The following is a 23118-nucleotide window of genomic DNA, read 5'->3' as shown; positions in this document are numbered from 1 at the left end:
CCGGATCAGGGCGCCGCGCTCAGCGTGCGCCGGTATTGCATCGCCTCGCCCACGTGCAGGGCGCCGATGGTCTCGGCACCTGCCAGGTCGGCGATGGTGCGGGCCACCCGCAAGGCGCGGTGCGTGGCCCGTGCGCTCCAGCCCAGGCGCGTGGCCGCCTTCTGCAGGAAGGCGAGGGCGGCGGCATCGGCGCCGGCATGGGCATCAAGCGCCTGGCCGGCCAGGGCCTGGTTGGCACTGCCCTGGCGCTGCAGCGCGATGGCGCGCGCCGCGGCCACGCGTTCGCGTACGGCGGCGCTCGACTCGCCGGCGGGGGCGCCCAGCAGCTCCCGCGGGTCGATGGCCTGCACGTCCACATGCAGGTCGATGCGGTCCAGCAGCGGGCCGCTGATGCGCGCCTGGTAGCGCGCCACCTGGTCGGGCGAGCAGCGACAGGCATGCAGGCGCGAGCCCAGATGGCCGCAGGGACAGGGGTTCATCGCCGCCACCAGCTGGAAGCGCGCCGGGAACTGCGCCCGCCGCGCGGCCCGAACGATGGAGATGGTGCCGGTCTCCAGCGGCTCGCGCAGCGCCTCCAGGGCGGCGCGGGGGAATTCGGGCAGCTCGTCCAGGAAGAGCACGCCGTGGTGCGCCAGCGAGATCTCGCCCGGCCGCGGTGGCGAGCCGCCGCCCACCAGCGCCACCGCACTCGCCGTGTGATGCGGGCTGGCCACCACCCGCTGCATGAAGCGCTGCGGGTCGAAGCGACCGGCCAGGCTGGCGATGGCGGCGCTCTCCAGCGCCTCCTGCACGTCCATCGGTGGCAGCAGGCCGGCCAGCCGCTGCGCCAGCATCGACTTGCCGGCGCCGGGTGGGCCGACCATCAGCAGGCTGTGGCCGCCGGCGGCCGCGATCTCCAGCGCGCGGCGGGCGGCGGCCTGGCCCTTCACGTCCGCCAGGTCCGGTCCGTCGGGCGCATGACCGGCCAGCTCTGGCGGAACCATGCGCACCCAGCCCGGGCCGTCTTCCACCTGCGCCAGCGTGTCGGGCGGCAGGAAGGGGCGCACCACATCGAGCAGGTGCGCCGCGCCATAGACCGCGGCGCCGGGGACCAGCGCGGCCTCCCGCGCGCTGGCCAGTGGCAGCACCAGGACGGGGCGTGGCGACGGGCCCTCGGCCGCCAGCGCGGTGGCCAGGGCGCCGCGCACGGGGCGCAGGTCACCCGAAAGCGACAGCTCACCCGCGAATTCGTGGCCCGCGAGTCGCGCCCCATCGATCTGCCCGCTCGCCGCGAGGATGCCCAGTGCGATGGGCAGGTCGAAGCGGCCGGAATCCTTCGGCAGGTCGGCCGGCGCCAGGTTCACCGTGATGCGGCGGTCGTGCGGAAAGGCCAGCCCCGAGTTCTGGATGGCGGAGCGGACCCGCTCGCGGGCCTCCTTGACCTCCACATCGGCCAATCCGACCAGCGTGAAGCTGGGCAGGCCATTGGCCAGATGCACCTCGACGGTGACTGGCGCCGATTCAAGCGCCACCAAAGCGCGCGTCTGCACCAAAGAAAGGCTCATCGCTCATCTTCTCCCTGATTTGGTGCGTTGCACCGATCCTGTTTCATGCATTGAACAGGAGCCCGGCCCCTGCATGAAGCGCTCGCGAATTTTTCTTGTGGGGGTGTGGAGCACTTCACATGCGTAGGACGCGGCTGTCTTTTGGCACGCTCCCTGCTTTGAGGGGAACTCCAACGAACACCACTTGCGAGGAGTTACCCGATGAAGATCCGTCCGGCCACGATCAAGACGGCAACGATTGCCTTCTGCCTGGCTGCTGCCGCCGGTGCGGCCAGCGCCCAGACGGCGCCCGCCGCTGCCCCCGAGGCCTCGCCCATCACTGCCAACATCTCGCTGACCACCAACTACAAGTTCCGGGGCCAGGACCAGGACGTCATCGGCAACAACGGCTACTACAAGACCAAGGCCCTCAAGCCCGCCATCCAGGGCGGCTTTGACTACGCCCACGAAAGCGGCTTCTACGTCGGCAACTGGAACTCCAGCGTCAACTGGCTCGCCGGCAATTCCATCGAGAGCGACATCTACGGCGGCTACAAGTTCAAGGCCGGCCCCTTCGACCTCGACTTCGGTGCCCTGACCTACATCTACCCGGGCAACCGCAACGGCAACACCACCGAGCTGTACGGCGCCGCCACCTGGAGCGACGACGCCATCGGCTCGTTCACCGTCAAGTACTCCAGCACCGTCTCCAAGGACTACTTCGGCTTCGCCAGCAACCGCACCACGGGCTGGAAGGGCCGCGGCACCGGCTATCTGAACGTGTCGTACAGCAAGGCCGTGCTGCCCAACCTGACGCTCAAGGCCGCCGTGGGCTACACGCACCTGTCCAGCGACATCCGCCGCAACACGCCCTACAAGAGCTACGTCGACTACAACGTGGGTGCCACCTACGACTTCGGTGGCGGCCTGAGCCTGACGGGCGCCATCGTGGGTGCCAACAAGAAGGATGCCTACCAGGCCACCACCGCCGTCTACGACTACAGCGCCATCGGCCTGGGCACCTTCACCTACAGCGAGTCGCCCAACAAGGCACGCTTCATCGCCACGCTGACCAAGACCTTCTGAGGTCGCGCCAGCCAGCCGACAGGTGGGCGCGGCGGCTGCCGCGCCCGGTTCATCCCAGAGGAGAGAAATCGTGAAGCTGATCACAGCCATCATCAAACCCTTCAAGCTCGACGAGGTGCGCGAGGCCCTTTCCGCCATCGGCGTGCAGGGCATCACCGTGACCGAGGTGAAGGGCTTCGGCCGCCAGAAGGGCCACACCGAGCTCTACCGCGGTGCCGAATACGTCGTCGACTTCCTGCCCAAGGTCAAGATCGAGGCGGCGGTTGCCGACGAGCTGGTCGACCGCGTCATCGAGGCCGTGGAAAGCGCTGCGCGCACCGGCAAGATCGGCGACGGCAAGATCTTCGTGTTCAACCTGGAGCAGGTCGTCCGCATCCGCACGGGTGAGACCGGCCGCGAGGCGCTCTAAACCGACGCAGCAGAAGAAGGCACAAGAAAGACCAAGATGAAGAAGTTCCTTGTATCCCTGGCGCTCGGCCTGAGCGTCCTTACGGCTGGCGTGTCCAGCTTCGCGCAGGCGCCCGCCGCCAGCACCGAGGCCCCGGCGGCGTCCGCGCCGGCCGCCGCTGCGCCTGCAGCCGCCGCTCCGGCCGCGCCCGCCGCCGCAGCACCCGCTGCAGCACCGGCCGATGCCGCCGCTGCTGCCGCACCTGCTCCCAAGATCGACAAGGGCGACGTGGCCTGGATGCTGGTGTCCACGCTGCTCGTGATCCTGATGACCGTCCCCGGCCTGGCCCTGTTCTACGGCGGCCTGGTGCGCAGCAAGAACATGCTCAGCGTGCTGATGCAGGTGTTCGTCACCTTCTCGCTGATCGTCGTGCTGTGGTGCATCTATGGCTACAGCCTGGCCTTCACCGAGGGCAACGCCTTCATCGGCGGCTTCGACCGGCTGTTCATGAAGGGCATCTTCGACCCGGCCACCGGCGCCTTCGCGCCCGGCGCGACCTTCAGCAAGGGCGTCTACATCCCCGAGCTGCTGTTCGCCGCCTTCCAGGCCACCTTCGCCGGCATCACCTGCTGCCTGATCGTGGGTGCCTTCGCCGAGCGTGCCAAGTTCTCCGGCGTGCTGGTGTTCATGGTGATCTGGTTCACCTTCAGCTACACCCCGCTGGCCCACATGGTCTGGTTCTGGATGGGTCCGGACGCCTACACCGCCGCCGACGTGGTGGACGCCACCAACGCCAAGGCCGGCCTGATCTGGCAATGGGGCGCGCTCGACTTCGCGGGCGGCACCGTGGTGCACATCAACGCCGCCGTCGCCGGTCTGGTGGGTGCCTACGTGATCGGCAAGCGCATCGGTTTCGGCAAGGAAGCCTTCACGCCGCACTCGCTGACGCTGACCATGGTCGGTGCCTCGCTGCTGTGGGTGGGCTGGTTCGGCTTCAACGCCGGCTCGGCCCTGGAAGCCGGCAACAGCGCCGTGCTCGCCTTCATCAACACCTTCTCCGCCACCGCCGCCGCCGTGCTGGCCTGGTCGCTGGGTGAAGCGCTGCACAAGGGCAAGGCCTCGATGCTGGGCGCCGCCTCCGGCGCCGTCGCCGGCCTGGTGGCCATCACCCCGGCCGCCGGCAACGTGGGCCTGATGGGTGCCATCGTCATGGGCTTCATCGCCGGCTTCGCCTGCCTGTGGGGCGTGTCGGGCCTCAAGCGCCTGCTCGGCGCCGACGACTCGCTGGACGTGTTCGGCGTGCACGGCGTGGGCGGCATCGTGGGTGCCCTGCTGACCGGCGTGTTCAACACCCAGGCGCTGGGCGGCCCCGGCCTGGTGACCGACTGGGTCACGGCCACCGTCGGCTCCAACGGCATTGGCGCCCAGGTCTGGATCCAGCTCAAGGGCGTGCTGCTGACCATCGTCTGGTCGGCCGTGGTCTCCTTCATCGCCTACAAGATCGCCGACCTGACCGTGGGTCTGCGTGTGAGCGAAGAGGAAGAGCGCGAAGGCCTCGACATCACCGCCCACGGCGAGACGGCCTACAACCGCTGATCGACCACCGCCGCCACTTCGCCGCACCGAGGGCGGCGTGGCGGACGAAAGAATGTTTTAGCGAGAGTCTCCTTTGGATGTTCGGCCCGCAAGTGCTTCGGCATGAGCGGGCCATTTTTTTTGGGACCGGGCCCCGCAGGCCCCTGTGCCCTGCCACCAATAATCCGGCATGCCTGACCTCATCCCCCCCAACGATCCCCTGGGCTGGACGGCTCTGCCGGGCAGCGATAGCGCCCTGGGTGAATCGCCCTTCTGGCATCCGGACGAACGCGCGCTGTACTGGCTGGACATCCCGGGGCGGCAGGCGCTGCGCACCCGCGGCGACATCGCCAGCGGCCAGGCTGTCGTCGAGCGCTGGGCCTTGCCGCAGGAGCCGGGCTGCATGGCGCCGGCCCGCCGCGGCGGCCTGGTGATCGCGCTGCGCGACGGCATCTACCGGGCCCGCGAATGGGGCGGCGCGCTGCAGTGCATCGCCGCCTTCGACCATGACACGGCCACCATGCGCTTCAACGATGGCAAATGCGACCCCCAGGGGCGCCTGTGGGCCGGCACGCTGCAGGAGCCCAAGGACCGGCCGATCGCCGCGCTCTACTGCATCGATGCCCGCGGCGGCGGCGCGCCCCGCGTGCAGCGCATGGCCGGCGAGGCCATCACCGCCAACGGCCTGGTGCTGGTGCCCGAGCTGTCGCGTGTGTACTGGGCCGACACCAATGCCCATGCCGTGCGGCAGTACGACTGGGAGGCCGAGCCGCACGGGCTGGCGGGCGAGCGCCTGTTCCGCCAGTTCGATCCCAAGCCGGCCGGCTGGACCCCCGGCTCGGACCAGCCCTACGACGGCCGTCCGGACGGCGCGACGATGGACGCCGATGGCCGCTACTGGGTGGCCATGTTCGAGGGCGGCCAGTTGCAGGCGCTGGACGCGCAGGGGCGCACCACCGACGTGCTGCCGGTGCCCGCGCGCTGCCCCACCATGCCCTGCTTCGGGGGCGACGACCTGCGCACGCTCTTCGTCACCACCGCCCGCAAGGGCCGCCCGGCCGACGAGCTGGCACGGCAGCCGATGGCCGGGCAGGTGCTCTGGCGGCGCATGGACGCACCCGGCCGGCCCGTCGCCTTCTTCGAGGACTGAGAGGCCGGAGCTGGTGCGAATCAAGACGTCCAAGAGAGACCCTGACGTACCATCCCGCGGATGACCCCCGCCCAGTCCCAGATCGCCGAGCGCGTGCGCGCCGCGGCGGCCCAGAAGCGTCCTTTGCGCCTGCGCGGCGCGGGCACCAAGGATTTCCACGGCGGGCCGCTCGATGGCGAAGTGCTGGCGCTCGACGCGCTGACCGGCATCACCAGCTACGAGCCCAGTGAACTCGTGGTGACCGTGCAGGCCGGCACGCCACTGGCCGAGCTGGAGGCACTGCTGCAGGCCCACGGCCAGTGCCTGCCCTTCGAGCCACCGCACTTCGGCGAGGGCGGCACCGTGGGCGGCATGGTGTCCGCCGGCCTGGCGGGCCCCGCCCGCGCCAGCGTGGGCTCCGTGCGCGACTACGTGCTCGGTGCCAGCCTGATCAACGGCCGTGGCGAACTGTTGACCTTCGGCGGCCAGGTGATGAAGAACGTGGCGGGCTACGACGTCTCGCGCGTGCTGGCCGGCGCCTGGGGCACGCTGGGCGTCATCACCGAACTGAGCCTCAAGGTGCTGCCCATGGCCCCGGCCGAGGCCACCCGCGTCTTCGACTGCAGCCAGGCCGAAGCCCTGCGCCTGCTCAATGCCTGGGGCGGGCAACCGCTGCCGCTCAATGCCAGCGTGTGGCAGGCCGGGCCAGGTGGCGGCGCCGTCGGCCGGCTGTACCTGCGGCTGCGCGGCGCGGTCGCCGCCGTGCAGGCCGCCGGACGCCAGCTCGGCGGTGAGGTGCTGCCGCCCGATGCGGCCGACGCTCTGTGGCGCAGCCTGCGCGACCAGCGCCATGCCCTCTTCACCGATGCCGCGGCGCAGGGCCTGGACCTCTGGCGCGCCAGCGTCCCGCAGACGGCGCCCGTGCTGGCGGCCGCCGGCCTGTCCGCGCCGCTGATCGAATGGCATGGTGCACAGCGCTGGTACGCCGTGCCCCCCGGCGGTGCCGTGGACCTGGCCGAGTCGGTGCGCGCCGCCGGTGGCTGGGCGGCGGCCTTCCGCGCCGCGGCGGGCCGGCGGGCCGAGCCCGCGCCGCTGTCGCCTGCACTGATGGACATCCACCGCGCGCTCAAGGCCGCCTTCGATCCCGCCGGCATCTTCAACCCGGGCCGGCTGGTGGCCGGGCTCTGAGCGTCCTCCCTTCTCCATGCGCCGCCTGCGCCACCTGACCGGCCGCCATCGCGCCCCGTCGACCAACCGGGCGCTGGGCCTGCTGCTGGCCTTCAACGCCGGCGCCATCAACGCGGGCGGCTTCCTGGTGCTGCATCGCTACACCTCGCACATGACCGGCTTCACCTCACAGGTGGCCGATTCGCTGGTGATGGGCGACATGACGCTGCTGCTGGGCGCGCTGGGCGCCATCCTGGCCTTCCTGGCCGGGGCGGCCACCGCGGCCATCCAGATCAACTGGGGCCGCCACTACCGGCTGGCCCATGTCTACGCGCTGCCGCTGCTGCTGGAGGCCGCGCTCATGCTGCCCTTCGGGCTCATGGGTGCGCTCACGCTGGGCTGGCACACGCCCTTCGCCGTGCCGCTGACGGTGCTGCTGCTGTCCTTCATCATGGGGCTGCAGAACGCGCTGGCGTCGAAGATCTCCGGCGGAAAGATCCGCACCACCCACATGACCGGCAATTTCACCGACCTGGGCATCGAGCTGGGCAAGGCGCTGTACTGGAACCGCCGGCGCACCGATGCCACGCGGGTGCGGCCCAACCTGGAGCGGGTGCGCATCTTCGGTGGCCTGATCCTGGCCTTCGTGACGGGTGGGCTGGCCGGAGCCACCGGCTTCAAGTACCTGGGCTTCATCTGCGTGCTGCCGCTGGCCGCACTGCTGCTGTGGCTGTCGCTGCCGCCCTACCTGGACGACCTGCGCCACAACCAGGCCCTGCGGGCGTGGACCTTCGGCTGGCTGGGCCGGCTGCGGCTGCGCAGGCACCGCGCCGCAGCCGCAGAGCCACCGCAGCAGCAGCGGCCGCCTTCCTGAGCGCAGCGCCGCGCGGCCCCACGACAGACACCCACGACGAGACACGATGCAGACCGAACTCTCCCCCCAGTACCAGGGCACGCCCGAAGGTCGCGAGGCCGAGGCCATCCTGCGCAAGTGCGTGCACTGCGGCTTCTGCACCGCCACCTGCCCCACCTACCAACTGCTGGGCGACGAGCTCGACGGACCGCGCGGGCGCATCTACCTCATCAAGCAGGTGCTCGAAGGCCGCACGCCCACGCGTGCCACACAGCAGCACCTGGATCGCTGCCTGACCTGCCGCAACTGCGAAAGCACCTGCCCCAGCGGCGTGCAGTACGGCCACCTGGTGGACATCGGCCGCAAGATCGTGGACGAGCAGGTGCCGCGGCCGGCCGGCGAACGCGCCACGCGCTGGCTGCTCAAGGAAGGCCTGAACTCGCCGCTGTTCGCGCCCGCCATGAAGCTCGGCCAGGCCGTGCGCGGCCTGCTGCCATCCAGCCTCAAGGCCAAGGTGCCCGCGCCGCGCGCCGCCGGCGCCTGGCCGCGCCACAGCCATGCGCGCAAGGTGCTGCTGCCCATGGGCTGCGTGCAGCCGGCCATGGCGCCGTCCATCGATGCGGCCACCGCCCGCGTGCTCGATGCGGCCGGCATCGAGGCCGTGGTGCCGCAGGCGGGCGGCTGCTGCGGTGCCATCCGCTTCCACCTGAACGACCAGGCCGGCGCGCTGGACCAGATGCGCGCCAACATCGACGCCTGGTGGCCGCTGCTGCAGGGCGGCGGCGTGGAGGCCATCGTCAGCAATGCCTCGGGCTGCGGCGCCGCGCTGAAGGACTACGGTCATGCGCTGGCGCATGACCCGGCCTATGCCGACAAGGCCCGCGAGGTCTCGCGCCTCACCCGCGACCTGGGCGAGTTGCTGCCGGCCCTGGTGCCACTGCTGCGCGAGCGCGTGAAGGCGCCCCAGGGCGTGATCGCCTATCACCCGCCCTGCACGTTGCAGCACGGACAGAAGCTGCGTGGGGGTGTCGAATCGGGCCTGCGCGCGCTGGGCTTCGACGTGCGCGTGACGCAGACCGAAAGCCACCTCTGCTGCGGCTCGGCCGGCACCTACTCGGTGCTGCAGCCCGAACTGTCGACGCAACTGCGCGAACGCAAGCTGGGCCACCTGGAGCGGCTGCAGCCCGAGGCCGTGGCCTCGGCCAATATCGGTTGCATCACCCATCTGCAGGCCGGCACCGAGCTGCCGGTGCGGCATTGGGTGGAGTGGCTGGACGAGGCGCTGCAGCCGCGGGCCTGAGCGTCCCGAGCGTCTTCCGGCGCGGCCGCACGCCGGCGGGCGCTGCGGTCCGACAGCCGGCCAGGGCCTTTCGAGGCCAGCATCTCTTTCGTTTTTTCGAGGAGACCTTCCATGCCTTCACGCCAATTCCTGATGTCCGCCGCGCTCGCCGCTGCCTGCACCGCGGGCCTGGCCCATGCCCAGATGCCGCCGTGGACCGAGGCCGGCCAGGGCCGCTACGTGTGCGGCGGCATCGGCTCGGACGAATCCACCGCCATGCGCTCGGCGATGAAGTCGCATCCGCTGTCGCTGCTGTTCGCGCGGGCCGATGGTGCCTATCTCGCTTCGGTGGCGGTGGAGATCCGGGGTGCCCAGGGCGGCGCCGGCCTCTCGCTGCGCGCCGATGGCCCGGTCTGCCTGGTGGACCTGCCCGCCGGTGCCTACGTGGTGGAAGCCACCTTCGAAGGCCGTACCCAGCGGCGCGAGCTGAGCCTGGGCGGTGGGCCGAAGACGGCCGACTTCCGCTTCTGAGTGGGCTCGGCGGACGGCTCCGCCGGGCGGGCCGCGGATGCCGCGACGCGCGTCCTCGGCATGCAGCGCGTCGATCCGCTGACGAGTGGGGTTTCGGCGCGATGCGCCTGCGCAACCCGCTGCACGGGGTCATGCGGCTCCACTACACTTCGCGCCTCGCTCGGGGGGGCGCGCACCGCGCGCCGGCCCCGGCGCAGATCGAAGCAACTCTAGGAACCCAATCTTGAACCGTCTCGAATTCATCGAAAAGATCGCCTCCGCCCATGACGTCTCCAAGGCCGAAGCCGGCCGCATCCTGGAGACCATCACCAGCAGCATCGTCACCGCCGTCAAGAAGGGCGACAGCGTGACCCTGGTGGGTTTCGGCACCTTCAAGCAGGTGGCCCGCGCCGCCCGCACCGGTTTCAACCCGCAAGCCGGCGAGAAGATCAAGATCGCCGCCCAGAAGGTGCCGAAGTTCGTGCCGGGCGCCGCCTTCAAGGCCGCCGTGGACCCGAAGGCCGCCAAGCGCAAGGCCGACAAGGCCGAGAAGGCCGCCGCCGCCAAGCCGGCTGCCAAGAAGCCCGCTGCCAAGAAGGCCAAGAAGGCCTGATGGTGCTTCGGCACCGGATGCGGTGCCGAAGCAGACAACGAGAGGCCCTTCGGGGCCTCTTTGCATTGGGGCTTGCGTCGACGTCGTCGAAGGACGGCGCACGACCGGCATTTGCTCCCTCTCCCCTTGCGGGAGAGGGGAGAAGAAACGAGCCTCAGTGCTGATGCCCGCCGCTGCCCGCCGCAGCCGGCGCGGCACGCACCGGCAGCTGCACCTCGCGCGTGGACTCGTTGCCCTGTGCGTCCTTGAAGCGCAGCGTCAGCGGCAGCGTGCTGCCGACGGGCAGCGGCTGCTTCAGGTCCATCAGCATCACATGCAGGCCGCCGGGGCGCAGCTCGACCGTCTGGCGCGCGGGCAGCGCCAGTTCGGCGACGGCGCGCATCTGCATGTGGTCGCCCTGCATCGACATCTCGTGCACCTCGGCGATGCCGGCGACCGGCGTGCTGGCGCCCACCAGGCGCGCGCCCGAGGGCGCCTGCAGCTTCATGAAGGCGCCGGTGCCGCTCTGGCCGGCCACGGCCATGCGGGCCCAGCCGTCACGCACGTCCACGGCGGCCACGCCGCGCGGCAGCACGTCCAGCTTCGCGGCGGGCAGGGGCAGCTTCTCGTCGGCGGCGCCCGTGGGCAGCTGGGCCCAGTCGCTGCTGCCCACGTCGCAGCCCTGCAGCACCTTGAAGTACAGCGGGCCCGGCTTGTCGGGCAGGCGGCCGCGCAGCACGAACTCGGTCTTCTGGTCGGCAGGCACGGCGGTGGCCGCGCTGGTGGCGGTCCAGCGCACCACGGCCTCGTTGCCGCTGCGCGTCTGCTCGATGGTCCAGCCGGGGCGCGCAGGCACGTCCTTCAGCGCGAAGCCCTGCGGCAGGCGCACGGTGAGCGCGTTGGTGAGCGTGGCGTCCTTGCAGGCATGGCCGACGCGGAAGGCGGCCTCGTAGTCGGTGCCGACGGTGGCGCCGCCGGGCGGCAGCGTCACGTGGGCGATGGCACTGCCGGTGCCGGCCAGCAGGGCGAGGGCGAGGGCGAGAAGGGGGCGGTTGAAGCGGCTCATGGTTCGGGTCTCCGGAGGATGGGGTGGATCACAGGTCCCACTGCAGCGACGCGGTGTAGGTGCGCTGCGGGTAGGGGTGGAAGTTCCAGTACTGGGCGTTGTTGAGGTTGTCGATGCCGAAGGCGGCCGAGAAATGGCGGTCGATCTGCCAGCGCACGCGCGTGTCGACGGTGAAGTACTTGCTGGCGCCGAAGTAGGCATCGGCGTTGACGTCGCTGTTGTCCAGGTTGGAGTACTGGCGCCCGCTGTAGCGCGCCGCCACGGTGAAGGACCATCGGTCGGTGGGACGGTAGGTGGCGTACACCGTGGAGCGCCAGCGCGGCACGCGCGGCTGCCACTTGCCCACGCTCGCCGGATTGGCCACATTGGCCACGGTGCGCGAGTCGGCGAAGGTCAGGCTACCGCCCAGGTCCAGGCCGCGCATGAAGACATCGGTGCCGGTGTAGGCCAGCTCCACGCCGGTGGTGCGCACCTTGTCGACGTTCTGCACGCGCGAGGTGGTGGTGCCGGGCACCAGCTGGCTGAAGAGTGCATCGCGCGTGGTCTCGTGGAAGAGCGTGGCGCGCAGCAGGCCGTTGCCCAGGTCCTTCTCGGCGCTGAGTTCGCCGGTCCAGGACTTCTCGGGCTTGAGCGTCGGGTCGTTGACGAAGGACAGCGTGCCACTGGTGGCGCCGTACAGCTCGCCCACGGTCGGAAAGCGCACCGCGCGGCCGACCGAGGCCTTGATCACCGTGTCGTCGGTGGCCTGGAAGGCGAGGGCGGCCTTGGGCGAGAGGTGCGACTCGCTGCGGCGGGCATAGCGCAGGGCGCTGGTGGCGCTGGCGCTCAGGCCGTCCTCGGCCTGCCAGTCCTCCCAGCGCAGGCCGAGCACGGCCTTCCAGCGCGGGGCGAAACGCCAGGCGTCCTGCGCCCAGGCGCTCACGGTCTGCGTGCGGCCGCCCACGTTGCTGACCAGCGAGAGCGGGTTGATGGGCCCGTCGATCCAGCTGCCGGCGACGTTGTTCTTGGCGATGGCCAGCTTGTAGGCATCGCGGCCGATGCCGAAGTCCACGATGTGCGCGCCCTGCAGGCCCTGGGGGCGCCAGGTGCCCTTGGCGGCCAGCGTGTTCCAGCCGGTGCCGTCCTGGTCCTGCAGCGTGCCCGCCCCGCCGTAGGCGGCGATCGGCAGCGCCACCGTGGGCGCACGCTGCTGGTCCTTGCGGTAGTCGTACAGGCTGGCCGCGAGCTCCCAGTCGAAAACGCCCTCGGTGCGGCTCTTGAGCGACAGGCCGTGCATCAGGTGCGTCTGGTCGTCGTTGGTCAGCGGAAAGGCGGTGGGCGCGAGCGTGTAGCTTCTGCCGAGGATGTTGACCGTGCCGCTGTACACCGGCAGGCCGTCGGGCCCCGTCAGGTAACTGGCCGGACGGCCTTCCGAGCTGTTCTGCCACCAGCCCAGCGTGTAGCTGGCGCGCAGCGTGGGCGTGATGTCGTAGGCCAGCTTCAGCTTGGCCTGGTCCTGCACCGTCTGGTAGGCCGTGCCCGTGCCCAGGATGTACCAGGGCGTGTTGGTGGTGTTGAGTCCGCCCACCCAGCCCGTGACCGGCGTGCCTGCACGACCGGGCGTGCCCGAGGCGACGGTGGCCGTGGTGAAGGTCAGCGGCTGGCCTTCGCTGCGGGTGCGGTTGAGGTGGATCCACCACGACCAGTCGCCCGCGCGGCTGCCGATGGAGGCGCTGGTCTGCCAGCTGTTGAAGGTCTGGTCGGTGTTGTAGAGCTGGTTGGGCTGCGACGAGTAGCCGGCGCTCACATGCGCTTCGAGCGTCGTCGGCATGCGCGTCACGTAGTCGACCACCGCGCCGGCCGAGTTGCCGGGATAGGCGGCCGAGAACGGGCCGTACATCACGTCCACCCGCTCGATCTCCTCCGGCGACACCAGGCCCCAGCGCGGCGCGAAGTTGGTGCCGTTGGCGATGCCGTTGCCCAGGTAGTTGGACAGCAGGATGCCGTCCGCATACACCGCCGAGCGCGCGCTGTTGCCGGTGCCCGAGGCGCGGGTCGAGAGGATCGCGTGGTTGTAGTCGCCGATGTAGCGCTTGCGCACCAGCAGGCTGGGCAGGTACTTGAGCGCGTCCTCGCTGTCGGTGGCATTGATGCGCGTGGCGATCTCTTCGCGCGTGACGCCTTCGATGGTGGTGGGGATCTGCGTCGGCAGCGAGGTGGGCTGGCCGCCGGTGACGGTGACCACGCCGAGCGACTTGACGCGCTCGGGCGTGTCGGCGGCGGTGGTGCCGGCCTGCTGCGCCAGCGTGCCCAAAGGCAGGGCCAGCGGCAGCGAAAGGCCGGCGCGCAGGGCGAGCCGGGACAAGCGGGCGCGCTCGGCAGCGCGCGGGTGCAATGAGGGATTCATGGAGAGGCCTGGCATCCGCGCAGCCGGTGGCCGGAGTCGGTCCGGCCCGGGCCTGCGCGGCGATCTGTGGTTCGGGTCCACGCCGGGTGTTCGGCGGTCGGACGCAGACGGCCGGCCCGCAGGGCCGGGGCCGTCGCGCCGCCGGTCAACACCGCGGGCGAACGGGAAGAGAACAGCTCAGCGCAGTGCCGGGGGCCCGCGCGCCGGCAGCGGCGCGGCGGTGGCCGCCGCCAGGCGGGCGGCCTCGATGGGCTGCAGGGCCACGCCCAGGGGCTGGGCCTGGGGCAGTTGCAGCAGGGGTGCCTGCGGCGGCGGTGCGCCGGTGGAGACGCACAGGGGGCAGTCCATGTGCGTGGCGCCCATCTCCTGGACGCCGTCGTCGGTCTTCACGACCACCTTCACGGCACCCATCGCCGAGCAGACCAGTTCCATGGCCTGCGGATGCACCAGCGGCGAGGCAATGGCCGCACCCATCGACAGCGCGAACCACAGCAGCACCGCGCGACCGAGCAGGCCGCGGGCAAGGCGATGGAGGGTGCGTGCGAAGGAGCGCATGGGCGAGCGCGCGATTCTAGGAGCGGGCTTCGCGCGATGCGGCGGACTTTTTGTCCGAGGGTGTTGCACGGCCCTCACCCTTCGCCCCGAGTTGGGTGCCATCCGTGCGTCCTGAACTGGGCATCACCCCGTTCGCTCTGAGCTTGTCGAAGGGCAGAACGGCGCGCAGGCCTGCCTGCCGGCTCAGCCTGCGCTCAGCGCCGCCTCAATGTCCGCCGCGATGGACTCCGGCTTGTCCAGCGGCGCATAGCGGCGGATCACCTGCCCGTCGCGGCCCACCAGAAACTTGGTGAAGTTCCACTTGATGGCCTGCGTGCCCAGCAGCCCGGGCTTCTCGCTCGTGAGCCACCGGTACAGCGGCGCGGCATTGGCGCCGTTGACGTCGATCTTCTCCATCATCGGGAAGCTCACGCCGTAGTTGCGCTGGCAGAAGCTGCCGATCTCCTCGGCCGAGCCGGGCTCCTGCCCGCCGAACTGGTTGCAGGGAAAGCCCAGCACCGCGAAGCCGCGGTCCTGGAAGCGGGCATGCAATGCTTCCAGCCCGCCCAGCTGCGGCGTGAAGCCGCACTGGCTGGCGGTGTTGACCACCAGCACCACCTGCCCGCGGAACTCGCCCAGCGAGACCGGCGAGCCGTCCAGCCGGCGAACCTCGAAGTCGTGAAGCGTCGTCATGTCGATCTCCTCATCAAGTGGGTGGTGCCCATCGCTGACGAGGGCCGTGTCGGCTGGCCGCGAAGCACGCCATGCAAGGGCACCCGCGGAACCGGCTCCGCCGGGCCGCCGGGTGCGCCCCCTTGAGGGGGGAGGCGGCTACACGAAGTGAGCAAGCAACGGGGGTGGTCAATGATGCTTATCGCTGCGGGCGATCTCGAGCAGGCGCTGCACTTCCTCGCCATGCACCTTCAGGTTGCGCTGGTGCCACCGGCGGATGAGCTCCATGAAGCCGGCGACCACGATGCCGAAGGCGGTGATCGCGCCGAAGGCCGACAGCCCGAGGCCCGTGCAGGCGCTGTAGAAGGCCCCCAGCAGCAGGATGCAGGCCTGCTCGTTGAAGTTCTGCACGGCGATCGAACGGCCCGCGCCCATCAGGTTGTGGCCACGGTGCTGCAGCAGTGCATTCATCGGCACCACCAGGAAGCCGCCCAGGCCGCCCAGCAGGATCAGGAAGGGCACGGCCACCCACACGTTCGAGATGAAGTTCATCGCGATCACCAGCAGGCCCATGCCGATGCCCAGCGGAATCACCTGCGTCGCCATGTCCAGCCGCATGCGCACCGAGGCCACCACGGCGCCCACGGCGGTGCCGATGGCCACCACGCCGGTCAGCGCCGAGGCCTGCGGCGTGCTGTAGCCCAGGGCCAGCGAGGCCCAGGCCAGCACGATGTACTTGAGGTTGCCGCCGGCGCCCCAGAAGAGCGTGGTCGTGGCCAGCGAGATCTGGCCGAGCTTGTCGCGCCACAGCCGTGCGTTGCACTGCCAGAAGTCGGGCAGCAGCGCCACGAGGTTGCCCACGAAGCTGCGGTGCGGATCGGCGCGCAGCGGACGCATGGCCACGCCGGTGTGCGGGATGCGGGTGTTGAACCAGGCGGCCAGCGCATACACCGCGATCAACACGCTGATGGCGGCTTCCGGCGGGGTGTTGATGCCGGTGTCGATCAGCGGCACGTCCAGCGCCAGCAGCCGGTTGGAGACAGGCTCGCCCACCAGCAGGCCGCCGAGCACGATGCCCAGGATGATCGAGGCGATGGTCAGCCCTTCGATCCAGCCGTTGGCCTTGACGAGCTGCGAGGCGGGCAACAGCTCGGTCAGGATGCCGTACTTGGCCGGCGAGTAGGCCGCCGCGCCCAGGCCCACCACCGCATAGGCGGCCAGGGGGTGGCTGCCGAACAGCATCATCAGGCAGCCCACCACCTTGATGGCATTGCTGATGAACATGACCTTGCCTTTGGGCAGCGCGTCGGCGAAGGCGCCGACCAGCGGCGCCAGGGCCACATAGAAGATGGCGAAGATCGGCACCAGTGCCGCCCGTTGCCACTCCGGTGCGCCCGCGGTCCGCAGCAGTTCGACGGCAGCCACGAAGAGCGCTTGGTCGGCCAGCGACGAGAAGAACTGGGCCGACATGATGGTGTAGAAGCCGCGCTTCATCGATGGGGCTGGCTGGCCATGTGCAGGCTCGAAGCTGTATACAAAAAATCCCCGGGGTCGGGGGCCCGTGGTTATAGCACGCAGGTGCAATGCCAAAATGACCCATAACCCTGCCGCAGGCGGCCCGTCCGCGTCCGACATGGGCGTCATCCCGCATCGAATTCCGGCCGCCCCATGCCCCGCCCGATCCTCTGCACCATCCACCCCGGCGCGCTGCGCCACAACCTCGAGCGCGCCCGCCGCGGGGCGGCCCCGGCCAGCGTCTGGGCGGTGGTCAAGGCCAATGCCTACGGCCACGGCATCGAGCGCGTGTTCGAGGCCTTCCGGGCCGCCGATGGCTTCGCGTTGCTGGACCTGGCCGAGGCCGAGCGCGTGCGCGCCCTGGGCTGGCGTGGCCCCATCCTGCTGCTCGAAGGCGTGTTCGATGCGCGCGACCTGGAGTTGTGCTCGCGCCTGAGCCTGTGGCACACGGTGCACTGCGACGAGCAGATCGACTGGCTGGCCGCGCACAAGACGCAGGCGCCGCACCGCGTCTTCCTCAAGATGAACTCGGGCATGAACCGCCTGGGCTTCGCGCCGGGCCGCATGCGCGCTGCATGGACGCGCCTCACGGCCCTGCCGCAGGTGGACGAGGTCTCGCTGATGATGCATTTCAGCGATGCCGACGGCCCGTGCGGCATCGACGCGGCCATGGCCGCCTTCGACGACGCCACGGCCGACCTGCCCGGCGAGCGCTGCATCGCCAACAGCGCCGCGGTACTGCGCCATGCAACCCGCACCCGGGCCGATTGGGTGCGGCCGGGCATCGTGCTCTATGGCAGCGCTCCCGACTTTCCCGAGCACGACGCGGCCCACTGGCAACTGCAGCCCGGCATGACGCTGGCCACGCGGCTCATCGGCGTGCAGTCGCTGCAGCCGGGCGACACCGTGGGCTATGGCTCCAGCTTCGTGGCCGAGCAGCCCATGCGCATCGGCATCGCGGCCGTGGGCTATGCCGACGGCTATCCGCGCCATGCGCCCACCGGCACGCCGGTGCTGGTCGACGGCGTGCGCACCCGGGTCGTCGGCCGCGTGAGCATGGACATGGTCACCGTCGACCTCACGCCCGTGCCCGAGGCCGGCTTCGGCAGCGAGGTGGTGCTGTGGGGCCGCAGCGCGCAGCACGGCACTCTGCTGCCCATCGACGAGGTGGCCCGCGCCAGCGGCACCGTGGGCTACGAGCTGATGTGCGCCGTGGCGCCGCGCGTGCCGGTCGTGGTCGAAGCGCTGGAATGAAGGTCCGCTCGACCTGGCGCTCCGTGCGCCTGGAGGAATCGGCGCTGGAGCAGGCGCTGCACCGGCGCCACAGCCTGCGCATGCACGGCTGGCTGATCGGCAGCCTCGTGCTGCTCACGATGTGGGCCTGTTCGGCCCTGCTGCGGCATGGGGCCGAGGTCGATTCGCTGGCCCTGCGCTACCTGCTCACCCTGGGCGTGGGCTACCTGGTCTACCTGGGCCTGCTGCGCCTCTGGGCGCGTCGGCTGCTGGGCGAGCGGCGCGAAGGCGAATGCGGGGATTGGGGCGATGCGTTCGACCTCCCGGGGTCCGACCTGCCGGCCGGCCGCGGTGGCGCAGGCCCATCGATGCCCCGCACGGGCGGCGGCGGTGACTTCGCGGGCGCGGGAGCGCAGGGCGATTTCTCGGCGCCGGCCGCGGCCGACGGCAACGCGCTGGGTGACCTGGCCTCGGGGGCGCTCGAGGCCGCCGGCGCTGCGGACGAGGGCGCCATCGTGGTGGTGCCCGTCGTGGCCGTCTTCCTGATCGGTGTCGCGCTGCTGCTGGGGGCCGGCTCGCTGCTGTGGCTGTACTTCGGCTCGGAGGCGCTGCTGGCCGTCGCGGTCGAACTGGCCTTCTCCTATGCGGCGGTTCGCACCACCCGGCGCCTGGCCCGTGAAGGCTGGTTGATGGCCGCCGTGCGCCTGACCTGGAAGCCGCTGCTGGGTGCCCTGCTGTGCGCCGTGCTGCTGGGTGCCGCGGTCGACCACTTCGTGCCCCAGGCCCACACGCTGCCGGAGGCGCTGCGGATCATCACGGGCCGGCGCTAGACGGCCCCGCAACCTCGCACTCAGTACAGCCCCAGCCCCCGCGCCTGCACCCGGGCCAGGCCCAGCAGCGCGTCGGTGAAGGGCGTGGCCAGCCCGACGCCCTCGGCCAGCTCGCGCACAGCGCTGACCAGCGCATCGAGTTCCACCGGCCGGCCGGCCTCCACGTCCTGCAGCATCGAGGTCTTGAAGGCGCCCAGCTTGCGCGTGACCGCGTGGCGGTCCTCCGGCATCTCGGCGATGGGCACGCCGATGCGCTCGCCCACGGTGCGGGCCTCCAGCATCACGGCCGAGATGAAGCCGCGCAGCAGGTCGTCGGCCAGGATGCGATCGGTGGTCGCACCCGTCAGCGCGCTGATGGGGTTGACCGTCATGTTGCCCCAGAGCTTGTACCAGACGTCCTTCTGGATCTGCGGCGACACGCGGGCGTCGATGCCGCCGCGCTGCAGCAGGTCGGCCAGGCGCTGCACCCGCTCGGTCGGCTCGCCCGAGGGCTCGCCGACGATCAGGCCGTTGCCGAAGTGGTGGCGCACCACGCCGGGCCCGTCGAGCGAGCAGCTCGCATGCACCACGCCGCCGATCACGTGATGGCCCGGAATGGCCGCGGCGATGCGCCCGTCGGGATCGATGGCGGACAGCCGCCGCCCCGCCAGCGGGCCGCCGAAGCCGCCGTCGAGGAACCACCAGGGCACGCCGTTCATGGCCGTGAGCACGACGGTGTCCGGCCCCAGCAGCGGGCCGATGCGCTCGGCCACGGCGGCGAGGGCGGGCGCCTTGACGGCGACGGTCACCACGTCCTGCGGACCGAGGGCCGCAGGGTCCTCCACCGCGTTCACCGGCACGCGCGTGACCACGCCGCCCTGGCGCACCAGCTGCAGGCCACTCGTTTGCAGCGCTTCGAGCGTGGCGCCGCGCGCCACCACGTTCAGCCGCTCGCCCGCCTGGGCCAGGGCCACGCCTAGCCAGCCGCCGATGGCGCCGGCACCGTAGATGCAGATCTTCATGGGATGGGTCCGAAAGTCGCAAAGCCGCGATGGGCGACGATGCTAGTCGCCCGGGCGGCTCCGTGCGCGCAACGCGGCGGTCGGCGGCCGCGGATGCTCAGGCGCGGTAGCCAGGGTCGAGCCGGTCCACCTGTCGTACGAGCGCGTCGAAGACGTCCTGACCGGCACCCTGCTTGGGGTGGAACTGCAGCGCGTCGCGCTTGCATTGCTCGGCGATGGCCTCGGCCACGGGGATCGGCGTGCCCATGCTCATCGTCGCCAACTGCACTTCGCAGGCGCGCTGCAGCGTCCACAGCGTGACGAAGGCCTGCGGCAGCGTCTGGCCCCAGACCAGCAGGCCGTGGTTGCGCAGGATGACGGCCGGCTTGTCGCCGATGCTGGCCAGCAGGCGCGGGCCCTCGTCGGCATGCACCGTCACGCCCTCGAAGTCGTGGTACGCCACCCGGCCATGCAACTGCGCGGCGTAGAAGTTGGACAGCGACAGCCCGCCCTGCACGCAGGCCACCGCCATGCCGGCGGTGGTGTGGGTGTGCATCACGCAGTGCGCCCCGGGCAGCCCGTCGTGGATGGCCGCATGCACCGTGAAGCCCGCGGGATTGACCGGATGCGCCGAGCCGTCGAGCACCCGGCCCGCCAGGTCGATCTTGACCAGGTTGCTGGCCGTGACCTCGCTGTGGTGCAGGCCGAAGGGGTTGATCAGGAACTGCTTCTCGCCGCCCGTGACGCTGTCGGGCAGCCGGACAGTGATGTGGTTGTAGATCATCTCCGTCCAGCCCAGCATGGCGAAGACGCGGTAGCAGGCCGCCAGCTCCACGCGGGCGGCCCGCTCGTCGGGATGCAGGTTGGGATGGATCAGCGACGAGGCCGGCAAGGTCATGGCGATCCGTCCCGCTGCGGCCTCGTCAGGCCTCGGCCGTGAAGCCGACTTCCTTGACGATGGGGCCCCACTTGGCCGTGTCCTTCTTGATCAGCTCGGCCAGTTCGGCGGGGGTGGAGGACATGGCTTCCAGGCCGAAGGTGCCCAGGCCGTCGATCACGTCCTTCTGCGCCAGGGCGTTCTTCATGCCGGCATTCAGGCGGGCGACCAGCTCCGGGTTGGCCTTGGGTGGCAGGAAGAAGGCGAACCACTCGCTGTGCGCCATGTTGATGCCCTGCTCCATCAGCGTGGGCACGTCGGGTGCGAAGCGGCTGCGCTTGGTGCCCGAGACCGACAGGATGCGGACCTTGCCCGTGGACAGGTGCTGCGTGATGTCGCCGATGGGGCCCGACACGGCCGAGATGTTGCCGCCCAGCAGGTCCAGCATGGCCGGCTGCGTGCCGCGGTAGGCTGCGTGCTTGAGCTCGACGCCGGCGCTCTTGCCGATCAGCACGCCCACGAAGTGCGGCGTGGAGCCGGCGGCGGGCGAGCCGAAGTTGGCGCCCGTCGGGTTGGCCTTGGCCCAGGCCAGGAAGTCGGCCACGGTCTTGACGCTGGCCGGCACGGCCGGGCCCACGGCGAAGCCGAAGTCGAACACGCAGCCCAGGCTCACGGGCGTGAGGTCGGTCTGCGGGTCGTACGACAGCTTCTTGTAGATGTGCGGATAGATCGTCAGCATCGACGTGGGCGTCTGCAGCATCGTCGTGCCGTCGGCCGGGCGGGCCTTGATGTAGTTGATGGCGATCTGGCCGCCCGCGCCGGTGCGGTTGTCCACCACCACGGCCTTGGCGTAGTCGGGCTGCAGCTTCTGCGCCACGCGGCGGCAGATGGTGTCGGAGGTGCCGCCGGCCGCGAAGCCGGTGACGATGGTGGCGTTCTCCAGCGCGGCCTGGGCGAAGGCCTGCTGGCCGATGCCGGCGAGCAGCGCCGAGGCGCCGGTGGTCTGCAGCAGGTGACGGCGGGTGATCTGCATGGGGATGTCTCCGGAACGAGAGGAAAAAAACGGGCGCGACGCGCCCGGTGGATGGCCGACATTGTTCCAGCGCGTCCCGCCATCGGACCTTCTGGTTTACGCGAGCCCCGGGGCCGCGCGATGGGGGTCCCTACACTCGACCGATGGCCAAGGACAAGACCCAGTACGTGTGCAGCGAATGTGGAGGCACCAGCCCCAAGTGGCTCGGCAAATGCCCCTCCTGCGGCGCGTGGAACTCGCTGGTCGAGCAGGCGCCGGCCGCGGCGCCCGGCGCGGCGCAGAACCGCTTCGGCAACACCTTCGCCGCGCTGGGCGGCGCCTCCGAGCTGGCGGTGCTGGCCGAGATCGAGGCCACCGACGTGGCGCGCACGGCCACCGGCCTGGAAGAGCTGGATCGCGTGCTCGGCGGCGGGATCGTGCCGGGCGGCGTGACGCTGATCGGCGGCGACCCGGGCATCGGCAAGTCGACCCTGCTGCTGCAGGCGGCCGACGCGCTGCAGAACGCCGGGCAGATCGCCCTGTACGTGACCGGCGAGGAAAGCGGCGCCCAGGTGGCGCTGCGCGCCCACCGGCTGGGGCTCGAGCGCTCGCAGGTGCAGCTGATGGCCGAGATCCAGCTCGAGAAGATCCTCGCCACGCTCGACGCGCACCGGCCTGCCATCGCCATCATCGATTCGATCCAGACCGTGTATTCCGACCAGCTCACTTCGGCGCCCGGCTCGGTGGCGCAGGTGCGCGAATGCGCCGCGCACCTGACGCGCTTCGCGAAGGCCAGCGGCACCGCGGTGGTGCTGGTGGGCCATGTGACCAAGGAAGGCGCGCTGGCCGGCCCGCGCGTGCTGGAGCACATGGTGGACACGGTGCTGTACTTCGAGGGCGACACGCATTCCAGCTTCCGCCTGGTGCGCGCCATCAAGAACCGCTTCGGCGCCGTCAACGAGATCGGCGTCTTCGCCATGACCGAGCGCGGCCTGCGCGGCGTGGCCAATCCCAGTGCCATCTTCCTGAGCCAGCATGCGCAGCCGGTGCCCGGCAGCGTGGTGCTGGTGACGCTGGAGGGCACACGGCCGATGCTGGTGGAGATCCAGGCGCTGGTGGACGACGGCGGCCCCAGCCCGCGCCGCCTGTCGGTGGGCCTGGAGCGCGACCGCCTGGCCATGCTGCTGGCAGTGCTGCACCGCCATGCGGGCGTGGCCAGCATGGACCAGGACGTGTTCGTCAACGCCGTGGGCGGCGTGCGCATCACCGAGCCGGCGGCCGACCTGGCGGTGATGCTGGCCATCAGCTCCAGCCTGCGCGGCAAGGCGCTGCCCAAGGGCTTCGTGGCCTTCGGCGAAGTCGGCCTGGCCGGCGAGGTGCGGCCGGCGCCGCGTGGGCAGGAGCGCCTGCGCGAGGCGGCCAAGCTGGGCTTCTCGGTGGCGCTGGTGCCCAAGGCCAATGCGCCGAAGAAGCCCATCGAGGGGCTGACCATCCATGCCGTCGACCGGGTGGACGAGGCGATGGCGGTGGTGCGGCAGCTGGACTGAGCTGCTGCGTTGATTCCAGCGCGGCGCCCGTCGACGGGTGCGGAGGAACCGCGCAACCGCGCAACCGCGTCCCGCCTGCCCGACGCCCGGCCTGCGCCTACAGACACGCCGGGTGCCCGCCGCCTACAATCCGCGCCTTCGTTCCGCCCTATCCGGCCTCTCGCGCCGGTAGTCTGGGCATCGGGGTGGCCCCGCTGCCGCCCGCCCCTCGTCCGTGGACTGGTTCGTGCATCGCCCGATGCCGCGCCGTCGTCCGCGGGTGTTTTCATCCATCAGCGCCCGTGCCGGCATGCAGCATGCGTGGCGGACGCCTGAACCGTTCCCCGGGGGGCACGGCGGGCCACGCAGGGCGCACCGATCGAGG

At 70.9% G+C, this 23118-nt stretch carries 21 protein-coding genes; 12 read left to right on the top strand and 9 right to left on the bottom strand.

All coding sequences use genetic code 11. The annotated features are described in order from the left end of the window. Positions 1-5 precede the first annotated feature (5 nt). The gene (locus ACT54X_RS26375) at positions 6-1544 is read right to left on the bottom strand and encodes a YifB family Mg chelatase-like AAA ATPase (RefSeq protein ID WP_294376762.1); all 1539 of its coding nucleotides are present in this window, start codon (positions 1542-1544) and stop codon (positions 6-8) included. Between the two features lie 207 nt (positions 1545-1751). Between ACT54X_RS26375 and ACT54X_RS26370 the strand changes: the two genes are divergently transcribed. The 9 genes from ACT54X_RS26370 (at position 1752) to ACT54X_RS26330 (ending at position 10123) form a co-directional block, all read left to right on the top strand. Continuing rightward, positions 1752-2609, top strand: coding sequence for a TorF family putative porin (locus ACT54X_RS26370; RefSeq protein WP_294376794.1), 858 nt, complete (start codon positions 1752-1754; stop codon positions 2607-2609). 70 nt (positions 2610-2679) lie between these two features. Continuing rightward, positions 2680-3018 (top strand): P-II family nitrogen regulator, encoded by a 339-nt coding sequence (gene glnK, locus ACT54X_RS26365; RefSeq protein WP_017762018.1) that lies wholly within the window; start codon positions 2680-2682, stop codon positions 3016-3018. Between the two features lie 36 nt (positions 3019-3054). Continuing rightward, the gene (locus tag ACT54X_RS26360; RefSeq protein ID WP_294376757.1) at positions 3055-4593 is read left to right on the top strand and encodes an ammonium transporter; all 1539 of its coding nucleotides are present in this window, start codon (positions 3055-3057) and stop codon (positions 4591-4593) included. A 169-nt stretch (positions 4594-4762) separates the two neighbouring features. Next, positions 4763-5722 (top strand): SMP-30/gluconolactonase/LRE family protein, encoded by a 960-nt coding sequence (locus ACT54X_RS26355; protein WP_294376754.1) that lies wholly within the window; start codon positions 4763-4765, stop codon positions 5720-5722. 60 nt (positions 5723-5782) lie between these two features. Further along, positions 5783-6889: a glycolate oxidase subunit GlcE gene (gene glcE, locus ACT54X_RS26350; protein WP_294376752.1), complete on the top strand. Its 1107-nt coding sequence runs from the start codon at positions 5783-5785 to the stop codon at positions 6887-6889. Positions 6890-6905: 16 nt separating this feature from the next. Then, positions 6906-7742: a YoaK family protein gene (locus ACT54X_RS26345; RefSeq protein WP_294376747.1), complete on the top strand. Its 837-nt coding sequence runs from the start codon at positions 6906-6908 to the stop codon at positions 7740-7742. 46 nt (positions 7743-7788) lie between these two features. Then, a complete protein-coding gene (glcF, locus tag ACT54X_RS26340) occupies positions 7789-9021 on the top strand; it encodes a glycolate oxidase subunit GlcF (protein ID WP_294376744.1) in 1233 nt (410 codons plus the stop codon). A gap of 111 nt (positions 9022-9132) precedes the next feature. Then, on the top strand, positions 9133-9531 hold the full coding sequence (locus tag ACT54X_RS26335; protein ID WP_234193459.1) for a carboxypeptidase-like regulatory domain-containing protein: 399 nt from the start codon (positions 9133-9135) through the stop codon (positions 9529-9531). Positions 9532-9754: 223 nt separating this feature from the next. Further along, positions 9755-10123 carry an HU family DNA-binding protein gene (locus tag ACT54X_RS26330; RefSeq protein WP_017757950.1) on the top strand — a complete coding sequence of 123 codons (369 nt, stop codon included), beginning with the start codon at positions 9755-9757 and terminating at the stop codon, positions 10121-10123. A 154-nt stretch (positions 10124-10277) separates the two neighbouring features. Here the strand turns inward: ACT54X_RS26330 and ACT54X_RS26325 are convergent, their stop codons facing one another. The 5 genes from ACT54X_RS26325 to lplT all read right to left on the bottom strand — a co-directional run bounded on the left by ACT54X_RS26325 (position 10278) and on the right by lplT (position 16254). After that, positions 10278-11168, bottom strand: a complete 891-nt coding sequence (locus tag ACT54X_RS26325) for a copper chaperone PCu(A)C domain-containing protein (RefSeq protein WP_294376733.1) — start codon at positions 11166-11168, stop codon at positions 10278-10280. Positions 11169-11196: 28 nt separating this feature from the next. After that, a complete protein-coding gene (locus ACT54X_RS26320; RefSeq protein WP_476349512.1) occupies positions 11197-13554 on the bottom strand; it encodes a TonB-dependent receptor in 2358 nt (785 codons plus the stop codon). 177 nt (positions 13555-13731) lie between these two features. Continuing rightward, entirely contained in the window at positions 13732-14109 is a 378-nt protein-coding gene (locus ACT54X_RS26315) for a DUF2946 family protein (protein ID WP_476349510.1), read from the bottom strand. A 183-nt stretch (positions 14110-14292) separates the two neighbouring features. Continuing rightward, positions 14293-14781 carry a glutathione peroxidase gene (locus ACT54X_RS26310; protein WP_476349508.1) on the bottom strand — a complete coding sequence of 163 codons (489 nt, stop codon included), beginning with the start codon at positions 14779-14781 and terminating at the stop codon, positions 14293-14295. A 168-nt stretch (positions 14782-14949) separates the two neighbouring features. Continuing rightward, a complete protein-coding gene (lplT, locus tag ACT54X_RS26305) occupies positions 14950-16254 on the bottom strand; it encodes a lysophospholipid transporter LplT (protein WP_294376723.1) in 1305 nt (434 codons plus the stop codon). Between the two features lie 174 nt (positions 16255-16428). Here lplT and alr point away from each other — a divergent pair, with 174 nt between their 5' ends. Next, positions 16429-17529 (top strand): alanine racemase, encoded by a 1101-nt coding sequence (gene alr / locus ACT54X_RS26300; RefSeq protein ID WP_294376720.1) that lies wholly within the window; start codon positions 16429-16431, stop codon positions 17527-17529. After that, the gene (locus ACT54X_RS26295) at positions 17526-18338 is read left to right on the top strand and encodes a hypothetical protein (RefSeq protein ID WP_294376717.1); all 813 of its coding nucleotides are present in this window, start codon (positions 17526-17528) and stop codon (positions 18336-18338) included. The genes alr and ACT54X_RS26295 overlap by 4 nt, the downstream gene beginning before the upstream one ends. 20 nt (positions 18339-18358) lie before the next feature. On the opposite strand, the gene ACT54X_RS26290 is transcribed toward ACT54X_RS26295, so the two are convergent. From ACT54X_RS26290 to ACT54X_RS26280, 3 genes are all read right to left on the bottom strand, one after another. After that, positions 18359-19339 (bottom strand): 2-dehydropantoate 2-reductase, encoded by a 981-nt coding sequence (locus tag ACT54X_RS26290; RefSeq protein ID WP_294376708.1) that lies wholly within the window; start codon positions 19337-19339, stop codon positions 18359-18361. Positions 19340-19436: 97 nt separating this feature from the next. Then, the gene (locus ACT54X_RS26285; protein WP_476349505.1) at positions 19437-20216 is read right to left on the bottom strand and encodes a class II aldolase/adducin family protein; all 780 of its coding nucleotides are present in this window, start codon (positions 20214-20216) and stop codon (positions 19437-19439) included. A gap of 25 nt (positions 20217-20241) precedes the next feature. After that, complete coding sequence (locus ACT54X_RS26280; protein WP_017758885.1) at positions 20242-21228, bottom strand: Bug family tripartite tricarboxylate transporter substrate binding protein; 987 nt, start codon at positions 21226-21228, stop codon at positions 20242-20244. Between the two features lie 143 nt (positions 21229-21371). Here ACT54X_RS26280 and radA point away from each other — a divergent pair, with 143 nt between their 5' ends. Further along, on the top strand, positions 21372-22754 hold the full coding sequence (gene radA, locus ACT54X_RS26275; RefSeq protein ID WP_114801657.1) for a DNA repair protein RadA: 1383 nt from the start codon (positions 21372-21374) through the stop codon (positions 22752-22754). The last annotated feature ends 364 nt before the right edge of the window (positions 22755-23118 follow it).

The sequence above is a fragment of the Pseudacidovorax sp. DMC4 genome, from assembly GCF_056314265.1.
The sequence above is the reverse complement of the archived record's forward strand: the minus strand, read 5'-3'. Positions and strand labels throughout refer to the sequence as shown.

Bases quoted from the DNA above. Each gene is read 5' to 3' on its own strand.
- ACT54X_RS26375 (WP_294376762.1), bottom strand. From the start codon at position 1,544: ATGAGCCTTTCTTTGGTGCAGACGCGCGCTTTGGTGGCGCTTGAATCG.
- ACT54X_RS26360 (WP_294376757.1), top strand. From the start codon at position 3,055: ATGAAGAAGTTCCTTGTATCCCTGGCGCTCGGCCTGAGCGTCCTTACG.
- ACT54X_RS26355 (WP_294376754.1), top strand. From the start codon at position 4,763: ATGCCTGACCTCATCCCCCCCAACGATCCCCTGGGCTGGACGGCTCTG.
- glcE (WP_294376752.1), top strand. From the start codon at position 5,783: ATGACCCCCGCCCAGTCCCAGATCGCCGAGCGCGTGCGCGCCGCGGCG.
- ACT54X_RS26345 (WP_294376747.1), top strand. From the start codon at position 6,906: ATGCGCCGCCTGCGCCACCTGACCGGCCGCCATCGCGCCCCGTCGACC.
- glcF (WP_294376744.1), top strand. From the start codon at position 7,789: ATGCAGACCGAACTCTCCCCCCAGTACCAGGGCACGCCCGAAGGTCGC.
- ACT54X_RS26335 (WP_234193459.1), top strand. From the start codon at position 9,133: ATGCCTTCACGCCAATTCCTGATGTCCGCCGCGCTCGCCGCTGCCTGC.
- ACT54X_RS26325 (WP_294376733.1), bottom strand. From the start codon at position 11,168: ATGAGCCGCTTCAACCGCCCCCTTCTCGCCCTCGCCCTCGCCCTGCTG.
- ACT54X_RS26320 (WP_476349512.1), bottom strand. From the start codon at position 13,554: ATGAATCCCTCATTGCACCCGCGCGCTGCCGAGCGCGCCCGCTTGTCC.
- ACT54X_RS26315 (WP_476349510.1), bottom strand. From the start codon at position 14,109: ATGCGCTCCTTCGCACGCACCCTCCATCGCCTTGCCCGCGGCCTGCTC.
- ACT54X_RS26310 (WP_476349508.1), bottom strand. From the start codon at position 14,781: ATGACGACGCTTCACGACTTCGAGGTTCGCCGGCTGGACGGCTCGCCG.
- lplT (WP_294376723.1), bottom strand. From the start codon at position 16,254: ATGAAGCGCGGCTTCTACACCATCATGTCGGCCCAGTTCTTCTCGTCG.
- alr (WP_294376720.1), top strand. From the start codon at position 16,429: ATGCCCCGCCCGATCCTCTGCACCATCCACCCCGGCGCGCTGCGCCAC.
- ACT54X_RS26295 (WP_294376717.1), top strand. From the start codon at position 17,526: ATGAAGGTCCGCTCGACCTGGCGCTCCGTGCGCCTGGAGGAATCGGCG.
- ACT54X_RS26290 (WP_294376708.1), bottom strand. From the start codon at position 19,339: ATGAAGATCTGCATCTACGGTGCCGGCGCCATCGGCGGCTGGCTAGGC.
- ACT54X_RS26285 (WP_476349505.1), bottom strand. From the start codon at position 20,216: ATGACCTTGCCGGCCTCGTCGCTGATCCATCCCAACCTGCATCCCGAC.
- ACT54X_RS26280 (WP_017758885.1), bottom strand. From the start codon at position 21,228: ATGCAGATCACCCGCCGTCACCTGCTGCAGACCACCGGCGCCTCGGCG.
- radA (WP_114801657.1), top strand. From the start codon at position 21,372: ATGGCCAAGGACAAGACCCAGTACGTGTGCAGCGAATGTGGAGGCACC.